Here is a 24,462-nt window from a genome sequence, read left to right on the forward strand (position 1 = left end):
TGAAAAGAGGAAAAATGACCAAGGACGCCACAACCAAAGGCACCAGCAGCAAAGATGTCGGCGCGGTAGTGAACGCCATTCAGATACTTCGCCACCTGGCCCACGCCGACGGACCGCAAGGCGTGGCTGCCATCGCTCGCGCCACCGGCATCAGCCCGAGCAGCGCCTTCAATATCCTGCGCACCCTGAGCAACGAACGGCTGACCTCCTTCGACGATGCGGGCAAGACCTACCAACTGGGCCTTGGCCTGTCGGAACTGGCCGTAGGATTCGTCGGACGCAGCTATGCCGACCTGATCCAGCCAGAGCTGGAGCGACTGAGCCTTGCCCACCACATCCTCATCGCCCTGTGGCAAGTCACCGACGATGCGCACATCCGCGTCATCGCCCTTGCCGCACCGCCCGTCGCCCACGTCAACGTCGCCGTCGGCACGCGCCTGCCGGAACTGGTCGGCGCCGCCGGGCGTTGCATTGCCGGCCTGCGCGAACTGCCGGAGGACGAACTGCGCCGCCGACTGACCCGCGTGCGCTGGGAAAATCCGCCGAGCTTCGAGCGCTACCAGGCCGAAGCGTCCGAGGCCGTCGAGCGCGGCTGGGCTATCGACCAGGAACACCTCTACCGCGGCGTGAGCATGGTTGCCAGCGCCATCACCGACCGCGACGGACAACCGCGCTTCGCCATCTCCGCGATCGGCATCAGCGCCCAGCACCAGCCCGACGACCTGGAACGGATCGGCACCAGCCTGCGGGATACCGCGCGCTTCGTGAGCCGCGCGCTATTTCCCCAGGGCGAGGCACTGAAGGAGAAATCCTGAAATGATATTCAACCCACTGAAAGATTAGCCGGCCAGCCGTCATCGACCCTCGACGCCGGTACCACCTTTCAACCCGAGGACCGGCAGATAACGGAGAAAGCGCCAGAATCGCTTCAGCGTCACCCGGTCCCACGCCCGCAGCGGCACCGAGCGGAACAACTGCCAGGCATATCGCCCATCCTGGACAACAGCCTTCTTCAGCGCCTTGTTCAGGATCAGTTGCCGGGCCCGGCGATAATTCGGGTGAGCCCGATAAGGCTCGATGGCTTGCATATCCGCCTCGTAATTGAGCTTGTACCTGCCGGACAGACCGCTTCCATGCCGGCGATAACGCCCCATGTAGGCCGGCAGTCGATGAATTTCATAGCCCTGCGCCGCGATCCTTAGGGTGATCTGGAAATCCTGCACGCGAATCGACGGGTCGAAGAAATCCGCCCGCTTCATCGCTTCCATGCGGTAGAGCGCCGTCAGCGGCATGACCACCAGGGTCTCGGCCAATGCTGCATCGAACCCCCAACGCTCCACACACCCCTCGCTGAAACCGTCTCGCGCCACTTCGTTACCAGCACTGTCGATACAGATATTGAAACCGCCCACGCACCCGACCTCGGGGTGCGCAAGCAAGTAGTCGACGCGCGTGTCGAGCGCTCCAGGCAGGAGAATGTCGTCCAGGTCGGGAGTCATCACGAACTCGCCCCGCGCATGACGCAAACCGTGATTGAGCGCGTCGCTCACCCCTCGGTTAGCCTGGCGGTAGAGCTGGAAACCGTGACGCTCGCGGAGCATGGCGAGACGCTCATAGGTGTCGTCCGTGGATCCGTCATCCACCACGATCAACTCGAGATTGGGATAGCCCTGCGCGTAGATGCTGGCGATCGCCTCGTGCAGATACTTCGAGATATTGAAACAGGCGCAAACGACGGAAACGAGCGGACGCATTTCTTCCTCCCCAGCCCCGTCTCCGGGACTCGGCGCAAACCGATATCCTGGCTGTCCGCCGGAGGGAAACCGTGCCATGCAGCTCGGCCACACATCCGCGGCGCCTTCAAGCGCCGGGATACTAAGAAGAACCGCACCGACCATCGAAACCGGCAGGTCGCCCGACCCGGCGCCCGAAGGACAGAAAATCGGAAGCGGTGGAGAAATGCGCGCTCAGCGCACCCACGAAACCCAGGCAGAGCGGGACGACCACCCAGAGGAGAAGGAAGGGCAGAACCAAGGAAGGGCCCGCAGCATTCCTAGGAAAGCTGCACGACCTGGCCGGCACCCGAAACCATGGCACGGCTTTTTCGCCCGCCCGGCAGAGGGGATGCCCGAACGCTCGCCAGAAAAGACAAAGCCCCCGGAACGCCAGGCATTCCAGGGGCTTTGCTCATATGTAATGGCGGAGAGATAGGGATTTGAACCCTAGGAGCCATTGCTGACTCAACGGATTTCGAATCCGTCCCGTTCGACCACTCCGGCATCTCTCCGTGCGGCGCGCATGATACCAGCTTGTACGAAGAACGCGAAGCTTTCTTGAAGATTTTTTCGCGTTCTTTCAGATGGTTGCGCGCGTTAGGAGGTTAAAGCGGCACGCCCAGGCGCTTGGCTACCTCTTCGTAGGCTTCGATCACATCGCCGAGGCCCTGGCGGAAGCGGTCCTTGTCCATCTTCTTGCGGGTTTCCTTGTCCCACAGACGGCAGCCGTCCGGGCTAAACTCATCGCCGAGGACGATCTGGCCATGGAACAGGCCGAACTCCAGCTTGAAGTCCACCAGCAGCAGACCGGCGTCGTCGAACAGCTTGTTCAGCACTTCATTGACCTTGAAGGAATAGGTCTTCATCTGCGCCAGTTGCTCGGGAGTGGCCCAGCCGAAGGCCTGGACGTGGGATTCGTTGATGAACGGATCGCCCAGGGCGTCGTTCTTCAGGAACAACTCGAAGGTGGGAGGAGTCAGGGCGATGCCCTCTTCCACGCCGAGACGACGCACCAGGCTACCGGCGGCGAAATTGCGCACCACGCACTCGACCGGGATCATGTCGAGCTTCTTCACCAGGCACTCGGTATCCGACAGCAGCTTGTCGAACTGGGTCGGAATGCCGGCAGCTTCCAGCTTCTGCATGATGAAGGCGTTGAACTTGTTGTTCACCGCGCCCTTGCGATCGAGCTGTTCGATGCGCTTGCCGTCGAAGGCGGAGGTGTCGTTGCGGAACAGCAGGATGAGACGATCGGCATCGTCGGTCTGGTAAACCGACTTGGCTTTGCCGCGGTAGAGTTCTTCGCGTTTTTCCATGATGGGCTCCGCTTACGGGTAATAGGGCCTAGGCGATCTCGCGCCAATCCAGGCCTGAATGCTGATCGGCCACCTGCAGCCAGCCCGGATCGCACCCGAGGGTGTCGACGAAGGTTTGCCGGGCCAGCTGCGGCGAGTTGTTCTTTTCGCTGAGATGGGCCAGCACCAGGTGCTGCATGCGACCCCAATCCAGCTGCTTCACCAGTTCTGCGGACTGATGGTTGTTCAAGTGCCCTCGCGAACCGCCTACGCGGGCCTTGAGAAAATAGGGATACGGGCCACCGGCAAGCATCGTGCTGTCGTGGTTGGCCTCGACCACCAGAGCATCCACCGCACGATAGCACTCCAGCACCTCGGCCGTGGCCACTCCCAGATCGGTGAGCATGCCGAAGCGCCGCTGTCCGTCGGACAGCACGAACTGGGTAGGCTCGCGGGCGTCGTGCGAGACGCCAACCACCTGCACTTCCAGCCCGCGGATCGCCAGGCGCTGGCCGGCCCTCAACAGCTCGGCGGGGTGCACCGGGCGGCGCATGCCGCTCAGGGTACCCGCACTGAGATAGACCGGGATTTGGTAATGCCGCGCCAGCAGTTCGACGCCATGGATGTGATCGGCGTGTTCGTGCGTGACCAGGATCGCGTCCAGCTGCGCGGGGCTCAACCCCAGGCGCGCCAGACGCTTGATGATTTCACGCAGCGGGAAGCCGCAATCGATCAGTATCCGGGTGTCAGAACTGCTCACCAAGGCCGAATTGCCCCGGCTTCCGCTGCCCAGAACCGCGAACCGCATTGCGCATGCTCTCCTGGAGTTTTTCCAGTACGTTTTGCGCGACATCGGCCGGCGCAGAGGTGTTGATGTCCTTGTCGACGGTGACCTGCACGGCGTCGCTGACGGTGGTCAGGCGGACCTGGTAGCGCTGCGCCTTGGCGTCTTCCTCTTCCTTGGTCTTCTCGCCGCCGCCGAACAGGCGACTGAAGAACCCGGGCTTGTCTTCGTCGGGCTTCTTCGCCCCTTCGGCGATGTTCACGTAGTACACGCCAAGGCTGCGGTTGAGGTCGTCGACGCGGATATCGGCGTTATCCAGGGCACGCCCGACGCTGACCCAGGAGCGGTCGAAGTCGGATTGCAAGGTCAGCACCGGGTTGCCGCTGCCGTCCTTGCTCAACTCGAAGGTGCCGGGCGTGTCGTAGATCGAGTTGGCTGCCAGCAGGGAGACCGAGCCGCCCTGCTCGGCGCTGCGCGCCATGCTCGCGACCATCTCGTCGAGCAGCGCCGCGTCGAGGCTCGGCGCCACCGACTTGCTCGGCCAGCTCGGGCTGCTGGTGTCACCGGCGGCGCGGGTCTGGCTGAGCACGTAGACCTCGCTGGTATTGCTTTGCACGCCGGGCTCGATACGCACCCGAACCCGTGCCTGGCCGTCCGGCTCGACACCGCTCACGCGGCTGCTAAGGCGGCGTGCCAGCGGCGCGGAAAGCTGCGACAGCGATTGCCAGTCGGAACTGAACTCGCCGGTCTGCGGGCGCTCGTCGGCGATGCGGAAACCGTTCTCCTCGAAGAACTGCCGGGCCACCGGCCAGACTTCCGCCGGCGGACGCTGGGCCACGACCCAGCGGCTATCACCGCTGCGCTGCAGGCTGTAGTCGCTGATGTCGCCGGCGTTGGCCAGCGGCTGCGGACGCGGAACCTCGTACTCACCCTCTTTTTCGTGGGTGGTGGCGACGTTCAGCGGAATCGGCAGCAGCGGATCGAGCGGCTTGCTGTGCACCCCTTCGGGCAATTGCATGGGAGGCGTTTCGCGGGCGCCGAGGTAGTCGTCACCGCGGTCGCGGAAATAGCCCTCCGGCCCCCACAGCCAGCCGCAGCCGGAAGTGTTGCCGATAACCAGGGCGAGGGCGGTCAGTCCAGCCAGTCGCTTCATTGCGTGGAGCTCCTTGATCAAGCCAATACGCCGGTCTGGCGCATGGCCTGACGCAGCGGCTCGTGGCAACGCGGGCTGAGCCAGGTCAGGGGCAGGCGGATGCCCTCGGGGATCAGACCCATCTCATGCAGGGCCCACTTCACCGGAATGGGGTTGGATTCGATGAACAACGCCTTGTGCAGCGGCATCAGGCGGTCGTTGATGGCGCGCGCGGCAGCGGCGTCGCCGCGCATGGCGGCGGCGCACAGGTCGCTCATGGCGCGCGGCGCGACGTTGGCGGTCACCGAGATGTTGCCCTTGCCACCCAGCAGCATCAGCTCGACGGCAGTGGCGTCGTCGCCGGAATAGACGAGGAAGTCCTTGCCGACGCGCTCGATGACTTCCTTGGCGCGTTGCAGGTCGCCGGTGGCCTCCTTGATGCCGATGATGTTCGGCACCTTGGACAGGCGCTCGACGGTCTCCGGAAGCATGTCGCAGGAAGTACGCCCAGGCACGTTGTAGAGGATCTGCGGGATCGCAACGGCTTCGGCGATATGGCGGAAGTGCTGGTACATGCCTTCCTGGGTCGGCTTGTTGTAGTACGGCGTCACCAGCAGGCAGGCGTCGGCGCCGCCGCTTTTCGCGGCCTCGGTCAGCGCCACCGCCTCGCGGGTGGAGTTGGCGCCGGTGCCGGCGATCACCGGGATGCGGCCCTTGACCTGGTCGACCACGCGACGGATCACCTGGATGTGCTCTTCCACGTCCAGCGTGGCCGATTCACCGGTGGTGCCGACGGCGACGATGGCGTTGGTGCCTTCCTGCAGGTGGAAGTCCACCAGCTTGGCGAGGCTGTCCCAGTCCAGTCGACCCTGAGCATCGAAGGGGGTGACCAGTGCCACCATACTGCCCGCAATCATGCAACCGCTCCTGCCGCGAAATTAAAGCGGTAATGGTACTGTCGGCGGCAGGCCTTGCACAAGACGAGCGCCACCTCGTCGGAAGCCGCTGACAGGCGGCAGACGTTTCCCTCGGCGGCGCTTTTCGCTACCCTTCCCGCTTTAGGTACGGCCCGTGCCGCCAGCGTATTCCAGGAAAGTTGAATGTCCACCAGCCAACCCCGCGAACAATTCCTTCTGATCAGCGCCCTCGGCCCCAATCCGATGGAGCTGACCACCCTGCTCTGCCGCGCCTGCGTCGAGAGCCGCTGCGCCGTGGTCAGCAGCCGCCTGACCCGCCACGGAGAGTTCAGCGCCCTGGTGCTGCAGATTTCCGGAAGCTGGGATGCCCTCGCCCGCCTCGAGGGCAGCCTGCCGGCCCTCACCAAGCGCGGCGACATCACCCTCAGCATGACCCGCAGCAACGCCCACGTGACCCGCGCCCAGGCGTTGCCTTACGTGGCCTATGTCAGCGCGGTGTATCGCCCGGACATCCTCAACGAACTCTGCCAGTTCTTCATCGACCACAACATCGAGCTGGAGAACCTGACCTGCGACACCTACCAGGCGCCGCACACCAACACCACCATGCTCAACGCCACGATTACCGTGACGCTGCCCGCCGGCACCCAGATCAGTTGGCTGCGCGACCAGTTCCTGGACTTCGCCGACGCCCTGAACCTGGATGCCCTGATCGAACCCTGGCGCCCCCAACACCCCTGAGGAGCCGAGCCATGCCGGTCGCAATCGACAAACCCGTACCCGACTTCACCGCCCCCGCAACCAGCGGCAAGGAGGTGACCCTGTCCGCGCTGAAGGGGAAGCAGGTCGTCCTGTACTTCTACCCGAAGGACAGCACTCCCGGTTGCACCACCGAGGGCCAGGGCTTCCGCGACCAGTACGCGGCGTTCCAGAAGGCCAATACCGAGGTCTTCGGCATCTCCCGCGACGGCCTGAAGTCCCACGAGAACTTCAAGTGCAAACAGGAATTCCCCTTCGAGCTGATCAGCGACAAGGATGAAGCGGTCTGCCAGCTGTTCGACGTGATCAAGCTGAAGAAGCTCTACGGCAAGGAATACATGGGCGTCGACCGCAGCACCTTCCTGATCGACAGGGACGGCGTACTGCGCCAGGAGTGGCGCGGCGTGAAGGTGCCCGGGCATGTCGACGCGGTTCTCGCCGCCGCCCAGGCGCTCAACGGCGCCTGAGCCCCGCCCCGAAAAAAAAGGCCGCATCCGCGGCCTTTTTCATTTTTCATGCGGCCGATGCTATCGCGTGGCTGCCAGAGTCTCGGGAAGGTCCTTGGGCCAGGCATCCAGCACCGCTTTCACCAGGGTCGCCAGGGGGATCGCGAAGAACACGCCCCAGAAGCCCCAGAGCCCGCCGAACAGCAACACCGCGCAGATGATCGCCACCGGGTGCAGGTTCACCGCCTCGGAGAACAGCAGCGGCACCAGCACGTTGCCATCCAGCGCCTGGATGATCGCGTGGGCCGCCATCAGGTAGATGAACTGGTCGCTCCAGCCCCACTGGAAGAAGGCGATCATCGCCACCGGTACGCTCACCACCACCGCGCCGATGTACGGCACCACCACCGACAGGCCGACCAGCAGGGCCAGCAGCGCTGCGTAGTTGAGCCCCAGGTTGGCGAAAGCGATGTAGGTCACCGCGCCGGTAATGACGATCTCGATGACCTTGCCGCGAATGTAATTGGCGATCTGCTGGTTCATCTCGGCCCAGACCTGTTTCATCAGCCCGCGCTCGCGCGGCAGGTAGCGGTGGAACCAGGTATGGAAGCGCTTCTTGTCCTTGAGGAAGAAGAACACCAGGATCGGCACCAGCACCAGGTAGATCATGACGTTCACCACCACCGGCAGGCTGGCCAGCGACGAGGTCAGCGCCCACTGGCCGATCTGGCCGAATTCGCCGCGCGCGGTCTCGATGGCCTTGAGCACCTGCTCTTCGCTGATCAGGCTGGGATAGCGCTCGGGCAGCATTAGCAGCACGCTCTGCCATTCGCCGAGCATCCGCGGCAGTTCGTTGAACAGGGTGAACAATTGCTGCCAGAGCAGCGGCAGCAGGACCACCAGGAACAGCGCCAGCAAGCCGAGGAACAGGCTGTAGACCAGCCACACGGCGAACAGGTGCGGCACCCGGAAGCGTTCCAGCATGCCGACCACGCCCTGGATCAGGAAGGCGATCACCATCGCCGCCAGTACCGGCGCGAGCATCCCGCCGAAGGCGAGGATGACGCTGAAGCCGAGCACCAGCATGATCGCCAGCACCACTGCCTCCTCGTCGGAGAAGTAGCGCTGCATCCAGTCGCGTAACACCTTGATCATCGGAAATCCTGAATCGGAACGGCGAAGGCTCCGCTAACGCTTGCGCAGCCAGTATCGATAGACGCCTTCGGCGGCCTCTTCGCGCAGCAGTTCATGGCCGGCGAGCTGGGCGAAGGCCCGGAAGTCTCGCTGCGACCCGGCATCGGTGGCGATCACCTTGAGCACCCCGCCGCTGGGCAGGCGGTTCAGCTCCAGCTTGGCCTTTAGCAGGGGCAGCGGACAATTGAGACCACTGGCATCCAGCTCCGCGTCACATACCAGGGGGGATGAATCGTTATCCGTCATGACAGCCTCTCCCGAAGGGCCGACAAGCATACCCAAGCCTATCCGCCGCTGGCCAGTTGAAACGGCGCTCGAAGTCCAACAGCTTCGGGTCTCGGGCAGATACCTAGGCAGTGCCGATAACCAACGGCTAAAGTAAGGCCTTTGCCAACCTGAGCCTCCTGCATGAATGTACTGCGCCCTGCCCTGTTGACGCTCGCCTGCATGCTCGCTTCGCCGGTCATGTCGGACGATCTGCCCTCCCTGGGCGACGCATCTTCCTCGATCGTTTCGCCGGAGCAGGAGTTCCAGCTGGGCCGCGCCTGGCTGAGCATGCTGCGCAACCAGGTCGATGCGATCTCCGACCCGCAACTCAAGGACTTCGTCGAAAGCAGCGTCTACCGGCTGGCCGAAACCAGCGACCTGCAGGACCACCGGCTGGCCTTCATCCTCATCCGCGACGCACAGATCAACGCCTTCGCCGCGCCCGGCGGCGTGATCGGGGTCAACGGCGGGCTACTGCTCAACGCCCAGACCGAAGGCGAGTATGCCGCGGTGCTGGCCCACGAACTCGGCCACCTGATCCAGCGCCACTTCGCCCGCGGCATCGAGGCACAGCAGCGCATGCAACTGCCGGTGATGGCGGCGATGCTCGCCGGCATCGTCGCCGCGGCCGCCGGCGCAGGGGATGCGGGTATCGCGGCGATCGCCGGGACCCAGGCGGCGGCGATCCAGAACCAGTTGCGCTTTTCCCGGCAGAACGAGCAGGAAGCCGACCGCGTCGGCGTCACCAACATGGTTCGCGCCGGTTACGATCCGCGCTCGATGCCGAACATGTTCGAGCGCCTGGCGCGGCAGTATCGCTACGACGGCAAGCCGCCGGAGTTCCTCCTCACCCACCCGGTCACCGAATCGCGTATCGCCGACACCCGCAACCGCGCCGAACAGTATCCCCAGGGCGGCAAGGAAGACAGCCTGCGCTACCAGCAGATGCGCGCGCGCACCCAGTTGCTCTTCGAGGAAACCCCGGGGATGGCCGGCAAGCGCTTCCGCGCCATGCTCAACGACAATCCCAAGCTGGATGCCGCGCGCTACGGACTGGCCATCTCGCAGACGCGCATCGGCCAGCTCAACGATGCCCGTGACAACCTCAGGCAATTGCTGGCGAAGGCACCCAACGACGTGGCCTACAACCTGGCCCAGGTCGAGCTGGACATCACCGCCAACCGCCTGCCGGATGCCGACCAGCGGTTGAAGAAGATGCTCGCCCAGTTCCCCAGTAGCTACCCGCTGAAACAGGTGCGCGCCGACCTGATGCTGAAGATGAGCAAGCCGCAGGAATCGGAGAAGATCCTCGACGACCTGAGCAAGGCGCGGCCGCTGGACCCGGATGTCTGGAACCGCCTGGCCGAGGTGCGCAGCCTGACCAACAACGCCATCGGCGTGCACCAGGCCCGGGCCGAGTACCTGTCTCTGACCGGCGACTACCAGGCCGCCATCGAGCAGCTCGATTTCGCCAAGCGCCGCGCTGGCGGCAACTTCCAACTGGCTGCGCGACTCGACGCCCGCCAGCAGGAAATTCGCCAGCAGGAAAAGATGGTCAAGGAAATGTTCCGCTGAACGGCGTATCCGAGGAAAAACGCCCGGCGATGCTCGTCGAAACAGGGGGTTGGGCGAACAACCGCACCGCGCTTACTCGCCCTACGCAGCGGGATGCCCTCGCCAGGTTCAGGCGTTCCCGGCCTGGCGCAGGCGCGCGGCCTGGGTGAAGTCGAGCATGCGCTTGAGCGGACGGACCGCCCGCGGGATCAACGCCGGGTCGACGAAGATTTCCCCGCTGCCCTCGCGCAGGCAGGCCAGGGTCCGCTCGAGCGTGTTCATCGCCATCCACGGGCAGTGCGCGCAACTGCGGCAGGCGGCGCCGTTGCCGGCGGTGGGGGCCTCGATGAAATCCTTTTCCGGGCACAGCTGCTGCATCTTGTAGAAGATGCCGCGATCGGTGGCGACGATGAAGGTCTTGTTCGGCAGGGTCTGCGCGGCCTTGATCAACTGGCTGGTCGAGCCCACGGCATCGGCCAGCGCGACCACGCTTTCCGGCGATTCGGGGTGGACCAGGATGGCGGCGTCCGGGTAGAGCGCCTTCATGTCTTCCAGCTGCTTGGCCTTGAACTCCTCGTGGACGATGCAGGCGCCGTCCCAGAGCAGCATGTCGGCCCCCGTCTCGCGCTGGATGTAGCGTCCCAGGTGCTGGTCCGGTGCCCAGAGGATAGGCTCGCCGTTGTCCATCAGGTGTTCGACGATCTCCACCGCGCAACTGGAGGTCACGACCCAGTCGGCGCGTGCCTTCACCGCCGCGGAGGTGTTCGCATAGACCACCACGGTCCGTTCCGGGTGCTGGTCGCAGAATGCCGAGAATTCATCCACCGGGCAGCCCAGGTCGAGCGAGCAGGTCGCTTCGAGGGTCGGCATCAGCACGCGCTTCTCAGGGTTGAGGATCTTCGCCGTCTCGCCCATGAAGCGCACCCCAGCCACGACCACCGTCTGCGCCGGATGCTGGTTGCCGAAACGGGCCATCTCCAGCGAATCGGATACGCAACCGCCGGTCTCCTCGGCCAACGCCTGGATCACCGGATCGCAGTAGTAATGCGCCACCAGTACCGCGTTCTGCGCCTTCAGTTCGGCCGCGATCGCCGCGCGATGCTCGGCGCTCTCCTGCTCGCTCAACACGCGGGGTTGCTTGGCGGCCAGGTGGGCCTGGACCAGGAGTCGTTCGGAAATGTGCGTCATAGTCGCTACACCTGAAGGCGCAACAGCGCGTCTCTCGATTTTATACCCGGCGGCAGGCTGGACCGCCGGGAGCTGACGATTGCAGGTTTCGGGCACGGCACCCGCGACACCCTCGAGCGAAGCTCGGGGTATCCGCCTGCAAGGCCGCGGATTCTAACCGCATAGGTCGCGCCAGGGCCATCCCGGCGTCCGTACCGGCCTGGCCGGTGGCTACGCTAACAAAAGACATAGGTTTCGGTCGTTAGACCTACGCGACATAATTTTTTCGTTTCTTAGAACCGTCCCTAGCTCGGCTCGCTCCACGACCGAACACGACATGCCGGCATGCCAGCGTTAATACTTTGGTATTAGGCCCTTGGTATTAGCGTTAAATAACCGGTAAATATCCGGATTTTCTTTTCGTCGAATTTACGAGCAATATGAAACATATTTCGTTGAAATAAGCTCTTCTTTCACATAATTATAAAAATATCCTGAAACAGAGCCGTCATCCCTCACCTCCAAAACGACGACTCCCCGTGCCGTGCGCCCGCCGCGCAGAAAGCGAGCCGGCGGCCGATTCCACCCTCGCACGCCAGCCCTTGCGCTTCACTGACCGACGGGAGGTTTCCCCGATGAAAACGTCATCCAGAAGACAAGTTGAAACACTCGGGCGCTATCTATCGAGTCCTCGACGCTTCTTCCACAGTAGCGGCAACCTGACCCGAACAAGGGAAGCGGCACGCGCCACCCAATAAAAGGAATAAGGGATGCCTATTCATAACCTGAATCACGTGAACATGTTCCTCCAGGTCATCGCCTCCGGTTCGATTTCCTCCGCTGCGCGGATCCTGCGCAAGTCGCACACCGCGGTCAGCTCGGCGGTCAGCAACCTGGAAATCGACCTGTGCGTGGAGCTGGTCCGTCGGGACGGCTACAAGGTCGAACCCACCGAGCAGGCGCTTCGCCTGATCCCTTACATGCGCAGCCTGCTGAACTACCAGCAGCTGATCGGCGACATCGCCTTCAATCTCAACAAGGGTCCGCGCAATCTCCGGGTGCTGCTGGACACCGCCATCCCGCCGTCGTTCTGCGATACGGTGAGCAGCGTACTGCTCGACGATTTCAACATGGTCAGCCTGATACGCACCTCGCCCGCCGATAGCCTGGCGACGATCAAGCAGGACAACGCGGAAATCGATATCGCCATCACCATCGACGAGGAACTGAAGATCTCCCGCTTCAACCAGTGCGTGCTCGGCTACACCAAGGCGTTCGTCGTCGCCCATCCGCAGCACCCGTTGTGCAATGCCTCCCTGCACAGCATCGCGAGCCTGGCCAATTACCGGCAGATCAGCCTCGGCAGCCGCTCCGGGCAGCATTCGAACCTGCTGCGGCCGGTCAGCGACAAGGTGCTCTTCGTGGAAAACTTCGACGACATGCTGCGTCTGGTGGAAGCCGGCGTCGGATGGGGCATCGCGCCGCATTATTTCGTCGAGGAACGCCTGCGCAACGGTACCCTGGCAGTCCTCAGCGAACTCTACGAACCGGGCGGCATCGACACCAAGGTGTATTGCTACTACAACACCGCGCTGGAATCCGAGCGCAGCTTCCTGCGCTTTCTCGAAAGCGCCCGCCAGCGCCTGCGCGAACTGGGCCGCCAGCGTTTCGACGATGCGCCGGCCTGGCAACCGAGCATCGTCGAAACGGTGCAGCGCCGCTCAGGCCCGAAGGCGCTCGCGTACCGCCAGCGCGCCGCACCAGAGTAGAGCGTTCTCCAGCAGACGCTGGCCGTGGGTGGTGAGAATCGACTCGGGATGGAACTGCAAGCCCAGCTGTCGATTGCGCGGATCGGCCATCGCCATGATCTCACCATCGGCATCGGCCAGGCAGTCGAAACCTTCCGGCAGGCGACTGACCACCAGCGAGTGGTAGCGCGCGACGCGCAGGTCAGCGATGCCGTCGAACAGCGGGTGATGCTGATCGAAACGCAGGGACGTGCTCTTGCCATGCAGCGGTTTCCTCGCCTCGCCCACCGCGCCACCGGCGGCCAGCGCCTGCGCCTGGTGGCCGAGGCAGACGCCGAGCACCGGCAAGCGCCCGCGGGCCCAGGCGAGCAATTCCAGCATGCAGCCGGCGTCTTCCGGCCGACCGGGCCCCGGCGACAGCACCAGCAGTTCGCAACCGTCGGCCAGCAATGCCGCCTGGATCGTCGGCAACGGCGTATCGTTGCGCATCACCCGGACCTCCGCGCCGAGCAGGCAGAACTGCTCAACCAGGTTGTAGGTGAAGGAATCGAAGTTATCCAACAGCGTGATGCGCATCGCGCTCTCCCCTTTCGCGTTCGGCAGCGGCCACGGCGGTCAGCACCGCCAGCGCCTTGTTGCGGGTTTCCTCGGCCTCCAGCCGTGGATCCGAATCCAGCACCACGCCGGCGCCTGCCCGGACCCGCGCGATACCTTCGCGGACCTCGGCGGAGCGGATGACGATGCTGGTATCGAGGTTGCCGGCGCTGTCGAGAATGCCGATCGCGCCACCGTAGCTGCCGCGATAGCCATCCTCGTACTGCCGCAGCAACTGCATGGCACGGACCTTCGGCGCACCGACCAGGGTGCCCATGTTCAGGCAGGCACGGTAGGCATGCAGCGCATCCAGTTCGCCATGCAGTTCGCCAGCCACGCGCGAGACCAGGTGCATCACGTGGCTGTAGCGATCGACCTTGAGCATGTCGCGCACCTGCCGCGTACCGCTGCGGCAGACCCGCGCCAGATCGTTGCGCGCCAGGTCGACCAGCATCATGTGCTCGGCGATCTCCTTGGCGTCCAGGCGCAACTCCGCTTCCAGGCGATTGTCCAGTTCCGCATCGATGGCGCCCCGGGCATCGCGTCCGCGCGGGCGAGTGCCGGCGATGGGGTAGAGTTCCACCTCGCGACTCTCCGCGTCGTACTTCAATGCCGACTCCGGCGAAGCGCCGAACAGGCAGAAGTCCCCCGCATCGAGGAAGAAGCGGTACGGGCTGGGGTTGCGCAGGCACAACTGGCGATAGGCCCGCCAGGGGTCCGCGCACGGCATGCTGAAGCTGCGCGACGGTACGATCTGGAACACGTCGCCGGCCCTCACGTGGGCCTGCAGGCGCTCCACCTGGCGAGCAAAGCTCGCATCGTCCAGGTCGACCTGGTAGTTGCCGGCCCGTACGCCTGCCACCGGCGACTCGGAAGCCTCCTCCACGGCGCCATGGAATTCGTCGGCACACTGGCGCAGGCTGGCGGCCAACCTGTCGTGCCCGGCCGGATCGTGGACGAACGCCTGCAGCGAAGTCCGGCGCGCCAGGTGATCGATATCCAGCAGCAACTCCGGCACCAGGAACAGGTAGTCCGGGCAATGCCGCGCAGGTTCGGCCGGCGCCGGCAAGGGTTCGAACTGCTCGGCCAGGTCGAAACTGAACAGGCCGCCCAGCAGCGCAGGCTCCTCCGCGTCGCCCAGCGTTCCGAGCACGCGGCGCAGCGCCTCCAGGCTGGACAGGCCATGCAGGCGTCGCCACTCGTCCGCATGCGGCTCTTCCTGGGGGAAGCGCCAGTGCAGGGTGTCGCCGTCACGCAAGCAGGTGACCTGGGCCGGACAGGCCTCGCTCAACGGTGCCAGCAAGGCGCGTCCGTTGGCGTTCAACGCCCGCAGCACTACATCGCGCCCCCAGCACTCGATGCGCAGGCAGCTGGAAAGGATCGCCACGCTACGCCGCGCAGCCTTGCTGTCCACGTCGAAGCAGTCGAACAGCATCCGGTTGGCGCCGGCCATGCGCCAGATCGACAGCGCCTCCGGCACCAGCGTGCGGTACTCCAGACTTTCTTCCAGTCGATAGCCAACCCCGCTCACGAGCCACCTCCTCGCGCCCATGGGCGACTGGCCTGCACGACGCTAGCGCGCAACGGCATGTTCATCATCGATAACCCCCCTTTTCCCCCAATTGCGACCGCTGCCGTCGGCGGCGATCGCCGCAATGGATGTCCCGTCTCAGTCCAGAGGCAGCGCCTGGCGGGAGAGAATCTCCAGCATCCGGCGCATGCTCCCCAGGTGCAGTTCGCCGGGCAGGAAGTCGACGCTCTGCCCACCCCAGGCGCGGTGCAGCTCCTCGCTCAGTTCGTCGAGGGACTCGCCCATGGACTGGCGCCAGAGCAACCGCCGGCACAGGCGCAGACACTCGGTATAGGCCGACTCGGCCCCATCCGCGGCCAGCCGCCCCCGCAGCAGGCCGCCGTGTCCCGGGATCAGTTGCAGAAGGGTCGGCAGACGCTGCAGACGTTCCAGGGACTCCAGGTAAGCCTCCATGTCGTCGAACACCAGCGGCCGCCACACCCCCTCTGCCTCGTCGAACTCGCCCAGGGCATCGCCGCAGAACAGGCGTCGGCGTCGCACGTCGTAGAAAACCACGTGATCGTCGCTGTGGCCGTGAGCCTCTATGACCTGCAGGCGATGCCGCGGTCCCAGCTCCAGCCACTCGCCGTCGGCCACCGCGCGAACCGGCAGAGCGTCCCAGGCACAGGCCTCGGGCAACCGCTGCTCCGCACGCAACAGTTGCCGGTTCAAGCGCTCGACCACCCGCACCGCGCTTTCCGACTTCCAGGCCTGGCAGGTCCGCTCGGACGCCAGGACCTGTACGTTCGGCAGCCGCGGACACAGGTAGGGCAGCAGGCCGCAGTGGTCATAGTGCTTGTGGGTGATCAGCCAGTAGTGCACCTGGGACGGGTCGGCGACCCAGCGGCACAGGTCCGCCCAAACCAATTCGGCATCCCGGCTGATCCCTCCTTCAACCAGCGCCCAGCTCGCCTCACCGAGACGCAGCAGAAACACCGGCACCTGGACGTCCCCCAACAGGCACAGGTCATCATCCAGTTGACCGGGAGCCGAAAGCCTCAACATGGCCGGTTCACCTCCTCAGGTTTACGGTACAGCGCCGCGCCCCAGGTCGCGCCGGAACCGTAGGTCAGGACCAGCACCCGCTGTCCGGGCTGGATGTCCGGCCAGAACATCGCCAGCGTGACCGGGGTCGAGGCCGAAGCCATGTTGCCCAGACGATCCACGGTCACCGCGAACTTGTGCTGGGGAATGCCCAGTTGCTCCTGCACCGCATCGAGGATGCGCAGGTTCGGTTGATGGCAGATCACATGGTCGATGTCGTCCAAGGTCAGCTCATGGGCCACGAGCATTTCGCCGGCGATCCGTACCAGGGTCTGGCTGGCATGCTCGAACATCGGCCGGCCGCGCATGAGGAACTCGCCCCCGCCCTCGCGCAGGACGTTCTCATCGAGGAAGGTCGGCGAGGCACTACCCGGCGCCGCGGTCATCAGCAGGTCGAAGTAGTTGCCGTCGGCGCCCAGGCGCAGGTCCAGCAGTCCGTCTTCGAGACTCTCGCCGGCGCTGACCACCACCGCGCCGGCACCGTCGCCGAGCAGGATCGACAGGTTGCGGCCGCGGTCCGAACAGTCCATGCGCTTGGACAGCACCTCGCCGCAGACCACCAGGACATGCCGTGCCAGCCCGGCGAGGATCTGCCCGCGAGCCATCTGCAAGCCGTACAGCAACCCGCTGCACTGTGCCCGGATATCCAGCACCGGGATGTGCCGCAGGCCCAGCAGCGGCTGGATCAGGCAGGCCTGGGACGGGTCGTGGTGGTCCGGCGACAGGGTGTTCACCAGCAACAGGTCGATGTCCTCCGGCAGCAGCCCGGCAGCCTCGATGGCCTGGCGCGCCGCCGGCACCATCAGCGCGCTGACCGCCTGTTCCGGCTCGACGTGATAGCGGGTGCGTACGCCGGTGCGTTCAACGATGAACTCATCCGACGTGTTGATGCGCCCTACCAGGTCATGATTGCTGACCTGGCGTTTCGGCAGGCTGAAACCCAGCCCGGCCAGGATCGGATTACCCATGTGCAGCCCTCCTCGGACACCGTGGTTCAACATGGCGATGCCTCAGCACACCAGCACCTCGCCCAATTGCCAGACCTGGGCGGCGAAACCCCAGCCGGTGGCTGCGCCGGCCATGACGATACGATCGCCGGGGCGGATCTTGCCCTCGCGCAGGCCGGTCATCAGGGTGTACGGGATGGAAACGGAGATCATCACGCCGGTATCGCCCATCGTCAGCTGGTACTGCTCCGGACGGGCACCGATGCCCTCGGCCCAGGCTTTGACCAGGAACGGCGCTGGCTGGTGGAAGACGAAATAATCGATGTCATCGCTGCCCAGGCCGGCCTTTTCCAACGCCCGGCGCATCGCGATCGGCACGTTGGTCGGGACGAAGCTGGCCATCTTGTTCTGGCCGTCGCTGAACAACGAGAAATACAGCCGCGGCTTGGCCTCGCCGGTCGGGTTTTCCGGCAGGCGCCAGCGACCGGTGGCCACTTCATAGAACGTGGCGTCGCTGTGTTCGGCCGAAGCCAGCAGATCGCAGCTGTCGTCGTCGCCGCGGGTCAGCAGGGCCACCGCGCAGCCATCGGCGAACAGGGTCGAGGTACGCGAGGTGAAGTCGAGCAGGTTGGAGATGTACTCGCTGCACACCACCAGCACTTTCTCGGCCTTGCCCTGGCGGATCATGCTCGCTGCCAGGCGCAGGTTGAGCAGGAAGCTGGCGCACTCCATCTGCGAATCCAATGGCAGCGCCCGGCTCAGGCCGAGCTGCTTGGACAGCACGTTGGCCATGCGCGGATAGAGACGCCCGCGCAGGTCCGGCAGGACATCGCCGGCGTCGGTCATGATCGGCGAGGAAGCCGAACAGATCAGCATGTCCACGCTATCCGGCGCGGTATCGCTGCTGCGCAGCAGGCGCTCGGCGGCCCGGACCACCAGGCTGAACTCGTTCTCACCGTTCCGCGGGTCGAAATAGCCCCGCCGATTGACGCCCCAGAATTGCCACCAGGACTCGCTGAGGTCCGGTACCGCAGCGAACACCGGATCGTCGTTTTCGTAGCTGCGAGCCGGAAGTTCACAGGTGATCGCTGCCAGTTTGACCTTATGCATGAGCTTCTCCCGCCAGTTCCAGGGTCACGCCCTCCACCACCATGCCGAACGGATCGAAGCTGATGAGCAGCAGTTCATCCAGACGGTCGCGCTGCGCCGCGCGCAGTTGCGACGCCAGCTCGAACGGCCCCAGGCAACGACCATCGGGCCGTCCCTGGCCGAACCATTCCTCGCGCACCCAGTTCAGTTGCGGGAAGTCCCCGGCCAGACGGGTGAATCCGGCGCGTACCGCTTCGGGCAATCCAGGTTGGGCCGGCAGGTTGAGGTGCCCCTTGACGTCGCCTACCTGGCGAATATCGGTATTCAGCGGAATGCTCAGCGGCAGCCATTCCTGCGCCGGATCACCGCCCAGCGCACCGCGACGGAACGCGGCCTTGCCGGTCGGCCGGCAGAGCAGCGCTAGGGCGCCGTCGGCAAGGGCGAAGCCAGACTCGCTGTCCACTTCCAATCCCTGGCTGGATTCGCCGCGCACGACCAGGACGTTGCGATAGCCCTGGTCGCTGGCGAGGGTATCGACCACGTAGAGGGCGCGAGCCAGGCTCGAGTCGGTGAGGTCGAAGACATGCGCGCGATTCGCGCCGAGGATCTTCTGCAACGGATGGCCGATCTTCGGCGCCATGATGTCGCGGTTCTCGATCAGATGGTCGGGAGACAGGGCGAGGCCGACGATCAGGTCGATCTCCTCGGGCTTGACCGCCGCCTCGTCCAGGGCTTCGCGAACCGCCGGCAGCAAGCGCTGCATCAGCATCTCGTCGCCCTGGGCGCGAGGGCGTTCGCCTCCCAGCGGCCCCTCCAGACACACATAGGATGGGGGCAGGTTCACCCCCACAGCCTGAATCAACATGCCCGTTCCTCCGGAAGGTTGTCGTGATAAAGGGTGTCGGCCAGGTGGCGCAGCTCGGCGCGCGCCAACTTGCCGTTGTCGTTGCGCGGCAAGGCCGGCAGCACATGCAATTGGCTAGGCAGCATGTGCGAGGGAATCTGTTCGGCGAGATGCTGGTCGATACGCTGCGCCAGCAGGATCTGGTTGTCGTCCAGCGGAGTGGCCAGGGTGACGAACAGGGTCGGACGCAAGCCGTCGTGCAGCCGGCAGGTAGGAACCAGAACCGCCTCGCTCACTTCCGGCAGATGACGGCAGATCGCCTGCTCGACCTGGGTCGGCACCACCCAGCGGCCATTCACCTTGAACAGATCGTCTTCCCGCCCACAGTGACGGTAGGCACCCGACTCGTCGCGCTCGAACAGGTCGCCGGTGCGGTACCAGCCACCTGCGAAGCGCGCCTGCTGCTCTTCGCTGGCCCGCCAGTAACCCGGACTCAGCCCTGGGCCACGCACCAACAGCACGCCTTGCCGGCCCGCTTCCTCGATAGTGTGTCCTTCGCGGTCCACCAGCCGGCACTCATAGCCAGGCAACGGCAGCCCGGTGCTGTCGGCACGCGCCTGGCCCGGGCGGTTGGCGAGGAACACATGGCCGACCTCGGTAGCCCCGATGCCGTCGCAGATCTCCAGCCCGTGCGCGGCCCAGAATTCGAACTCGCCGCGCGGCAGCGGCGAGCCGGCGGAAAACGCCAGGCGCACGCTGCTCAACAGCTCCCTGGCCTGCGGACGCAGCGAGGCATAGATGGCCGGCACCCCAAACAGGACCCGGGGGCGGAAGGCGACCAGGTTCTCCAGAACCCGCTCCGGGCTCGGCCAGGTATCGTCGAGCAGCGCCGAGGCTCCGCTGAACCAGGGAAAGAACAGGCTGTTGCCCATGCCATAGCCGAAGAACATCTTGGGAATCGAATACAGCCGGTCTCCCGCCTGCAATGCCAGCAACTCCGTAGCGAACGCCCGGCAGAAACCGAGCGTGTTGCGCAGGCTGTGCATCACCCCCTTGGGCGCCCCGGTGGAACCCGAGGTGTATTGCAGGAAACAGGCTGCCGCCGGGTCCTGGCGATGGAAGGCACTCCAATCGAGGTCCGCAGGACCGACCAGCGCGTCCAGCGAGAAATCGTCGAGCAAAGGGCGACCGGCGGCCGCACGCAGGGTCAACGGCGCCAAAGGACCGCTCAGCGACGGTGCATCGGCTTCACGCACCACCAGGCTGGCCTGGCAGTCGGCAGCGATATCGGCCAGGGCCTGCTCGCGGGACTTGGGATTGATCACGGCGGGAATGGCGCCGACCGCGATGCAGGCCAGGAACAGGCAGGCCAGCGAAGGCGAGTCGTTCAACGCCAGCACCACGCGATCGCCGGGCTTGAGCAGGCGGGCCAGTTGGCTGGCCTGGGAGAGAATGTAGGTCCGGCATTGCAGCCGGCTGAGAGTCTGGCCCCGATAGTGATAAACGGCGGTATCGGGATCGAAATCGAGGCGGAACAGAACCTCGGTCAGGTTGGCCAATGTGGACATGACAGAACGTTCCCTCTTCAGCGATATGCATCCGGATCAGGAGATACCTGAGCCAGAGCGCTTGCTTTGTCAGGAACGGGAAACTAGCGGCGCTGGGCGAAGCGCGATATTCGGAGTCCGAACGAAAAAGTTTCGGGGAGAAGAACCACGGGCTTCGTAGGCCGCGGCAATCGGCGCGATCCAAACCGCGAGAAATTTGGCACACCCACCGGGCTGCGCGGGATCCGAGAACGGCAACCAAGCAAGAAGGGCGGCAGCCTTTTTACGCAAGAGCCCCATCGGCCAGACAAAAACCGTTACAACCCTTGCTCGAGGCCTCGTCCGAACCCATGAGATGGCAAACCAATGACAACCCACTTTGCTCGGCAAATCGCCTCCCAGATCTCACAGTTCGAGGCGCTCGGCCTGGGCTCCACGGGGGCGACGGCATGCCTGGAAGCGAGCGGCCATCCATCGGGCCGATAGCGCTCCACCCCGTCTCGCCTGCCATTTGCAGGCCTCCCTGTTGAAATCCCATTGCGTAGTACACTGGGCGATCCTGCCGAAGAGGACACCTACATGCCCCATAGCTACAGGAAAATGGAATCGCCGGTCGGGACACTGACCCTGGTAGCCAGGGACGATGCCTTTCTGGTCGCGATTCTTTGGCAGCATGAGCGTCCCAACCGAGTACCGCTGGACGAGATGCGCCTCTCCGAGGACAGCTCCCTCCTGGCGGAAACCGAACGCCAGTTGCGGGAATATTTTTCCGGCAAACGTTCCCGGTTCGAACTCCCGCTCGACTTCCAAGGTACCGAATTTCAGAAAAAGGTCTGGTCCGCCCTGCTCACCATTCCATTCGGCGAGACCCGCAGCTATACGGAAATAGCCGTGCAGATCGGCAGCCCCAACGCAGTACGGGCGGTTGGAGCCGCCAACGGACGGAACCCACTGTCCATTGTTGCACCTTGCCATAGGGTGATCGGAGCCTCTGGCGGCCTCACCGGTTTCGCCGGTGGGTTGGCCGCCAAGCAGTGGTTGCTGCGCTTGGAAACCCGAGGCAGGACACCGGATCTGTTGAGCATGATCGAGGACGAGTGAGCTGCCGCTTGCCCTCGCGCCCGGTGTTCAGCGGGAAAGTCCTCGCCTTTTGCCTTGACCCGACTGCAGCAGGGGCATTTCAGATCGAGGACCGACGGCAACTGAGCGCAACTCGTTCGTAAGTCAGATCCTTGTTCCTGGGCGGCAACTGATAGTCGACGGAACAGGAGCCATCGCTCCAGCGAATGGACAGGCGCCCCTGGTCCTCGATACCAAACACCAGCAAACGGGACAGGTTGTCGACCATTCCCACGACCCGCTCTTCCTTGTCGTATGCCTGTGCACCGAAGGGAATCTTTCCTTCAGACTCCATGCTCAGGACGAACTGCACCCGCCGACCGGACTCCGCGGAGAAACGCTTGGCAACCACGGCGCCCCGGGTCGGCACGGCCATTTGCGTGCTGTCGCTGATCTCGGTATCGCTTCCAAGGGTATTGGTATCCAGGTTCACCCAGTTGTAACGATAGGGTTGCATGTAGGGGAGCACGGCATAGCCACGGCCGTCGGTGCGAACCGAAGAGTAGCCGTCGAGGCCGACGCCGCCAACCTCCGGAACCTCCACCAGGCCGAACGTTTCCCCCACCGGCTGGCCGAAGGTCACTCCCCCCGGATGCACCACTACCGAACCGCTTGCTCCCAGGTTGATCTGCTTGTTGTCACGCCCCTGGCTGTAATTGGCGGACAACTTGGCCTTGGACGTGTCCCAACCCAGGCCGACGCTGCCGGAGTTGCCGCCGTCCTTGCTGTAGTTGGCCTGTGCGCTGTAGTTGAACGCATTGGCTTCATCCAGGTATCCGGAGATACCGGTGTTCAGACTCGAATCACCATGCTGTGAACTCACGGCATTGGCATATACCTGACTGGAGCGTGCGCTACCGCCCAAGGGGATGCTGACGGAGGCCGTGAACTGGGTATCGGAGCGCCCGAACGACCCCGTCTCCTGGGTACGGGAAACCGCCAGGCTGTAGCTCGCGCGCTTGATGCCGCTGCTGAAGCCGAACTGCACGCGACGGCTGCTGCCGGGGCGATTCCAATATGTGGTTTCGCCCGCCGTGAGATAGAGCGAACTGCGTCGGAACAGCGTCTGGTTCACCGTCAGGTCTATGCGGCTCTTCTGCCGACTGGAACTTGAGCCATAGAGGTAGCTCTCGTCGGACATGTCGTCGATATGTTGGCTGAGAGTACGGTAGCCTTCCGTGGAATAGCGATAGCCCACCACGGTAAAGCTGGTTTCGGTGGCGTTGATGGTCTTGGAATAGAGAAGCCGCAGACTCTGCCCCTGGTTGCGCCCACCCCGTCGCGTGCGGGACTGGCTATGGGTCACGTCCGCAGAAAGACCGCCCAGGGGCGTGTTGAAGCCGAGGCCCAGGTTGGTGGCATTGTACTTCTCCGCAGCCAGCAGGCCGCCAAAGCCGGTAACCCTGTCGGACAAGCCATACACAGCCGATCCCTGGAGCAGGTTGACCGACGGCTGGCCGTCATTATGGTATTCACCGGCGGCCAGGCCATAGCGCAGGTTCCCCTTGCGGGTCATGACCGGCAGGTAGGAATAGGACTGCTTGAAGGACCGCTGGCGTCCGTCCGCCTCGATGATCTTGACCTCCAGGTCGCCATTGGAGCCGCTGGGATAGATGTCGGTGATCTCGAACGCACCGGGCGGTACGTTGGTGGAATAGATCACGAAGCCATTCTGACTCACCTCGACCGTCGCATTGGTTTCAGCGATACCGCGCACCACCGGGGTATAGCTGATCTCGTTGTCGGGCAGCATGCCGATATCGGATTGCAGTTGCACGCCGCGCATACGCACGCTCTCGAAAGCATCCCCCTGAGCGGAGGTATACAACTCACCGAGGGACAAGGTCCCCTTCAGGGCACGAATGTCACGTTCCACATAGGTACGGTTGCTACTGAACTTGTTGCGCATGCCGGTACCTCCGCTCAGGGAAGAGTCGTTGCGCAGGCGCCAGCCAAACAGGTTGAAGCCGTTGCGCAGACCCAGGTAGCGGTAATCGCTGTTCTGGCCAAAATTGGTGTTGCGCGTGAAGTTGGCCTGGTAGTTGGAAAACAACGCGGTGACGCCGTCATCCCAAAGAGAGGGATCCACATAGCCACGCGAGTGCCGCTGTACATACAGCTGTGGAATGCTGACCAGCAGGGAAAGGCTGTTGACGTCGAACTCTACGGATGCACCGGGGATGAGTTCGGCGACATTCAGGGGCGTATTGTTTTCCAGGTTGGCCGGAATGAGCTTGTCCCGAGTCAGCCGGGCGATATCGACCCCAATCTCCTTGAGCAGGCCCATCCGAATGATCGGGCGAACGCTTCCGGTGTCGGGATCGGCACTGAACACGACATCTTCGCGCCGGATCATGATCTGGTTCAAATGAATGTCGACGCTGTAAGTGCCGGGCGACACCGAGTTGCCGTTCTCGAAATACTTCAGTTCAACGGGCGCCCCGCCCTCGTTGTTCAGGAACTCGGCGTTGAATTCCACCGCGGAAGTTACGGCAGGCAAAGCCAATCCCAAGGCCACGAGACAGGAAGACCTGGAATAGACGGACACCTTGAGGTCGAACCTTTTCCTAAATATGGCCACGCGAATATTCCTTGGACTAATTTCCGACAAACCGGAAAAACCCATCCATAGGGGAAGTTAAGAGCAGCTCTTCTGCCCTTCTGCTCTTC

General features: G+C 64.0%; 22 protein-coding genes and 1 tRNA gene. 6 read left to right on the forward strand and 17 right to left on the reverse strand.

The window, feature by feature from the left end; genetic code table 11:
- Positions 1 to 14: 14 nt before the first annotated feature.
- On the forward strand, positions 15 to 815 hold the full coding sequence (locus HMPREF2914_RS04625) for an IclR family transcriptional regulator (RefSeq protein WP_003108626.1): 801 nt from the start codon (positions 15 to 17) through the stop codon (positions 813 to 815).
- A gap of 39 nt (positions 816 to 854) precedes the next feature.
- On the opposite strand, the gene wapB is transcribed toward HMPREF2914_RS04625, so the two are convergent.
- The 6 genes from wapB to dapA form a co-directional block, all read right to left on the reverse strand.
- A complete protein-coding gene (gene wapB, locus HMPREF2914_RS04630; RefSeq protein WP_073668229.1) occupies positions 855 to 1,847 on the reverse strand; it encodes a 1,2-glucosyltransferase WapB in 993 nt (330 codons plus the stop codon).
- Positions 1,848 to 2,197: 350 nt separating this feature from the next.
- Positions 2,198 to 2,287, reverse strand: a tRNA-Ser gene (locus HMPREF2914_RS04635).
- A gap of 93 nt (positions 2,288 to 2,380) precedes the next feature.
- Positions 2,381 to 3,091, reverse strand: a complete 711-nt coding sequence (gene purC, locus HMPREF2914_RS04640; protein WP_003108622.1) for a phosphoribosylaminoimidazolesuccinocarboxamide synthase — start codon at positions 3,089 to 3,091, stop codon at positions 2,381 to 2,383.
- A 28-nt stretch (positions 3,092 to 3,119) separates the two neighbouring features.
- Positions 3,120 to 3,878, reverse strand: a complete 759-nt coding sequence (locus tag HMPREF2914_RS04645) for an MBL fold metallo-hydrolase (protein WP_003086273.1) — start codon at positions 3,876 to 3,878, stop codon at positions 3,120 to 3,122.
- On the reverse strand, positions 3,817 to 5,007 hold the full coding sequence (bamC, locus tag HMPREF2914_RS04650; RefSeq protein WP_003086271.1) for an outer membrane protein assembly factor BamC: 1,191 nt from the start codon (positions 5,005 to 5,007) through the stop codon (positions 3,817 to 3,819). Before bamC ends, HMPREF2914_RS04645 begins: the two co-directional genes overlap by 62 nt.
- Positions 5,008 to 5,024: 17 nt before the next feature.
- The gene (gene dapA / locus HMPREF2914_RS04655) at positions 5,025 to 5,903 is read right to left on the reverse strand and encodes a 4-hydroxy-tetrahydrodipicolinate synthase (RefSeq protein ID WP_003086270.1); all 879 of its coding nucleotides are present in this window, start codon (positions 5,901 to 5,903) and stop codon (positions 5,025 to 5,027) included.
- 183 nt (positions 5,904 to 6,086) lie between these two features.
- On the opposite strand from dapA, the gene HMPREF2914_RS04660 reads away from it, so the two are divergent.
- A complete protein-coding gene (locus HMPREF2914_RS04660; RefSeq protein WP_003086267.1) occupies positions 6,087 to 6,644 on the forward strand; it encodes a glycine cleavage system transcriptional repressor in 558 nt (185 codons plus the stop codon).
- Between the two features lie 11 nt (positions 6,645 to 6,655).
- Positions 6,656 to 7,129, forward strand: coding sequence for a peroxiredoxin (locus HMPREF2914_RS04665; RefSeq protein WP_003086262.1), 474 nt, complete (start codon positions 6,656 to 6,658; stop codon positions 7,127 to 7,129).
- A gap of 60 nt (positions 7,130 to 7,189) precedes the next feature.
- On the opposite strand, the gene HMPREF2914_RS04670 is transcribed toward HMPREF2914_RS04665, so the two are convergent.
- Complete coding sequence (locus HMPREF2914_RS04670; RefSeq protein WP_070702803.1) at positions 7,190 to 8,263, reverse strand: AI-2E family transporter; 1,074 nt, start codon at positions 8,261 to 8,263, stop codon at positions 7,190 to 7,192.
- A 33-nt stretch (positions 8,264 to 8,296) separates the two neighbouring features.
- On the reverse strand, positions 8,297 to 8,548 hold the full coding sequence (locus HMPREF2914_RS04675; protein WP_003086258.1) for a sulfurtransferase TusA family protein: 252 nt from the start codon (positions 8,546 to 8,548) through the stop codon (positions 8,297 to 8,299).
- A 162-nt stretch (positions 8,549 to 8,710) separates the two neighbouring features.
- On the opposite strand from HMPREF2914_RS04675, the gene HMPREF2914_RS04680 reads away from it, so the two are divergent.
- Positions 8,711 to 10,144: a tetratricopeptide repeat protein gene (locus HMPREF2914_RS04680; RefSeq protein ID WP_003086256.1), complete on the forward strand. Its 1,434-nt coding sequence runs from the start codon at positions 8,711 to 8,713 to the stop codon at positions 10,142 to 10,144.
- A 108-nt stretch (positions 10,145 to 10,252) separates the two neighbouring features.
- On the opposite strand, the gene nadA is transcribed toward HMPREF2914_RS04680, so the two are convergent.
- Entirely contained in the window at positions 10,253 to 11,311 is a 1,059-nt protein-coding gene (nadA, locus tag HMPREF2914_RS04685) for a quinolinate synthase NadA (RefSeq protein ID WP_003086254.1), read from the reverse strand.
- A 749-nt stretch (positions 11,312 to 12,060) separates the two neighbouring features.
- Here nadA and mvfR point away from each other — a divergent pair.
- The gene (gene mvfR / locus HMPREF2914_RS04690) at positions 12,061 to 13,059 is read left to right on the forward strand and encodes a multiple virulence factor transcriptional regulator MvfR (protein ID WP_003086252.1); all 999 of its coding nucleotides are present in this window, start codon (positions 12,061 to 12,063) and stop codon (positions 13,057 to 13,059) included.
- Here the strand turns inward: mvfR and phnB are convergent.
- From phnB to pqsA, 7 genes are all read right to left on the reverse strand, one after another.
- Positions 13,012 to 13,614, reverse strand: a complete 603-nt coding sequence (gene phnB / locus HMPREF2914_RS04695; protein WP_023092138.1) for an anthranilate synthase component II — start codon at positions 13,612 to 13,614, stop codon at positions 13,012 to 13,014. The genes mvfR and phnB overlap by 48 nt on opposite strands.
- Positions 13,592 to 15,184 (reverse strand): anthranilate synthase component 1, encoded by a 1,593-nt coding sequence (locus HMPREF2914_RS04700; RefSeq protein ID WP_023980762.1) that lies wholly within the window; start codon positions 15,182 to 15,184, stop codon positions 13,592 to 13,594. The genes phnB and HMPREF2914_RS04700 overlap by 23 nt, the downstream gene beginning before the upstream one ends.
- A gap of 117 nt (positions 15,185 to 15,301) precedes the next feature.
- Entirely contained in the window at positions 15,302 to 16,207 is a 906-nt protein-coding gene (gene pqsE, locus HMPREF2914_RS04705; protein ID WP_003086247.1) for a 2-aminobenzoylacetyl-CoA thioesterase PqsE, read from the reverse strand.
- On the reverse strand, positions 16,201 to 17,214 hold the full coding sequence (gene pqsD, locus HMPREF2914_RS04710; protein ID WP_003086245.1) for an anthraniloyl-CoA anthraniloyltransferase: 1,014 nt from the start codon (positions 17,212 to 17,214) through the stop codon (positions 16,201 to 16,203). Before pqsD ends, pqsE begins: the two co-directional genes overlap by 7 nt.
- A gap of 42 nt (positions 17,215 to 17,256) precedes the next feature.
- On the reverse strand, positions 17,257 to 18,303 hold the full coding sequence (gene pqsC, locus HMPREF2914_RS04715) for a 2-heptyl-4(1H)-quinolone synthase subunit PqsC (protein WP_003108612.1): 1,047 nt from the start codon (positions 18,301 to 18,303) through the stop codon (positions 17,257 to 17,259).
- Positions 18,296 to 19,147 (reverse strand): 2-heptyl-4(1H)-quinolone synthase subunit PqsB, encoded by an 852-nt coding sequence (gene pqsB, locus HMPREF2914_RS04720; protein WP_003140753.1) that lies wholly within the window; start codon positions 19,145 to 19,147, stop codon positions 18,296 to 18,298. Before pqsB ends, pqsC begins: the two co-directional genes overlap by 8 nt.
- Complete coding sequence (gene pqsA, locus HMPREF2914_RS04725; RefSeq protein ID WP_003112552.1) at positions 19,141 to 20,694, reverse strand: anthranilate--CoA ligase; 1,554 nt, start codon at positions 20,692 to 20,694, stop codon at positions 19,141 to 19,143. The genes pqsB and pqsA overlap by 7 nt, the downstream gene beginning before the upstream one ends.
- Before the next feature lie 558 nt (positions 20,695 to 21,252).
- Between pqsA and HMPREF2914_RS04730 the strand changes: the two genes are divergently transcribed.
- On the forward strand, positions 21,253 to 21,774 hold the full coding sequence (locus HMPREF2914_RS04730; RefSeq protein ID WP_003086236.1) for a methylated-DNA--[protein]-cysteine S-methyltransferase: 522 nt from the start codon (positions 21,253 to 21,255) through the stop codon (positions 21,772 to 21,774).
- 79 nt (positions 21,775 to 21,853) lie between these two features.
- On the opposite strand, the gene HMPREF2914_RS04735 is transcribed toward HMPREF2914_RS04730, so the two are convergent.
- Positions 21,854 to 24,373, reverse strand: coding sequence for a fimbria/pilus outer membrane usher protein (locus HMPREF2914_RS04735; RefSeq protein WP_023092140.1), 2,520 nt, complete (start codon positions 24,371 to 24,373; stop codon positions 21,854 to 21,856).
- Positions 24,374 to 24,462 lie beyond the last annotated feature (89 nt).

The sequence above is a fragment of the Pseudomonas sp. HMSC067G02 genome, assembly GCF_001813485.1.
GTDB lineage: Bacteria > Pseudomonadota > Gammaproteobacteria > Pseudomonadales > Pseudomonadaceae > Pseudomonas > Pseudomonas aeruginosa.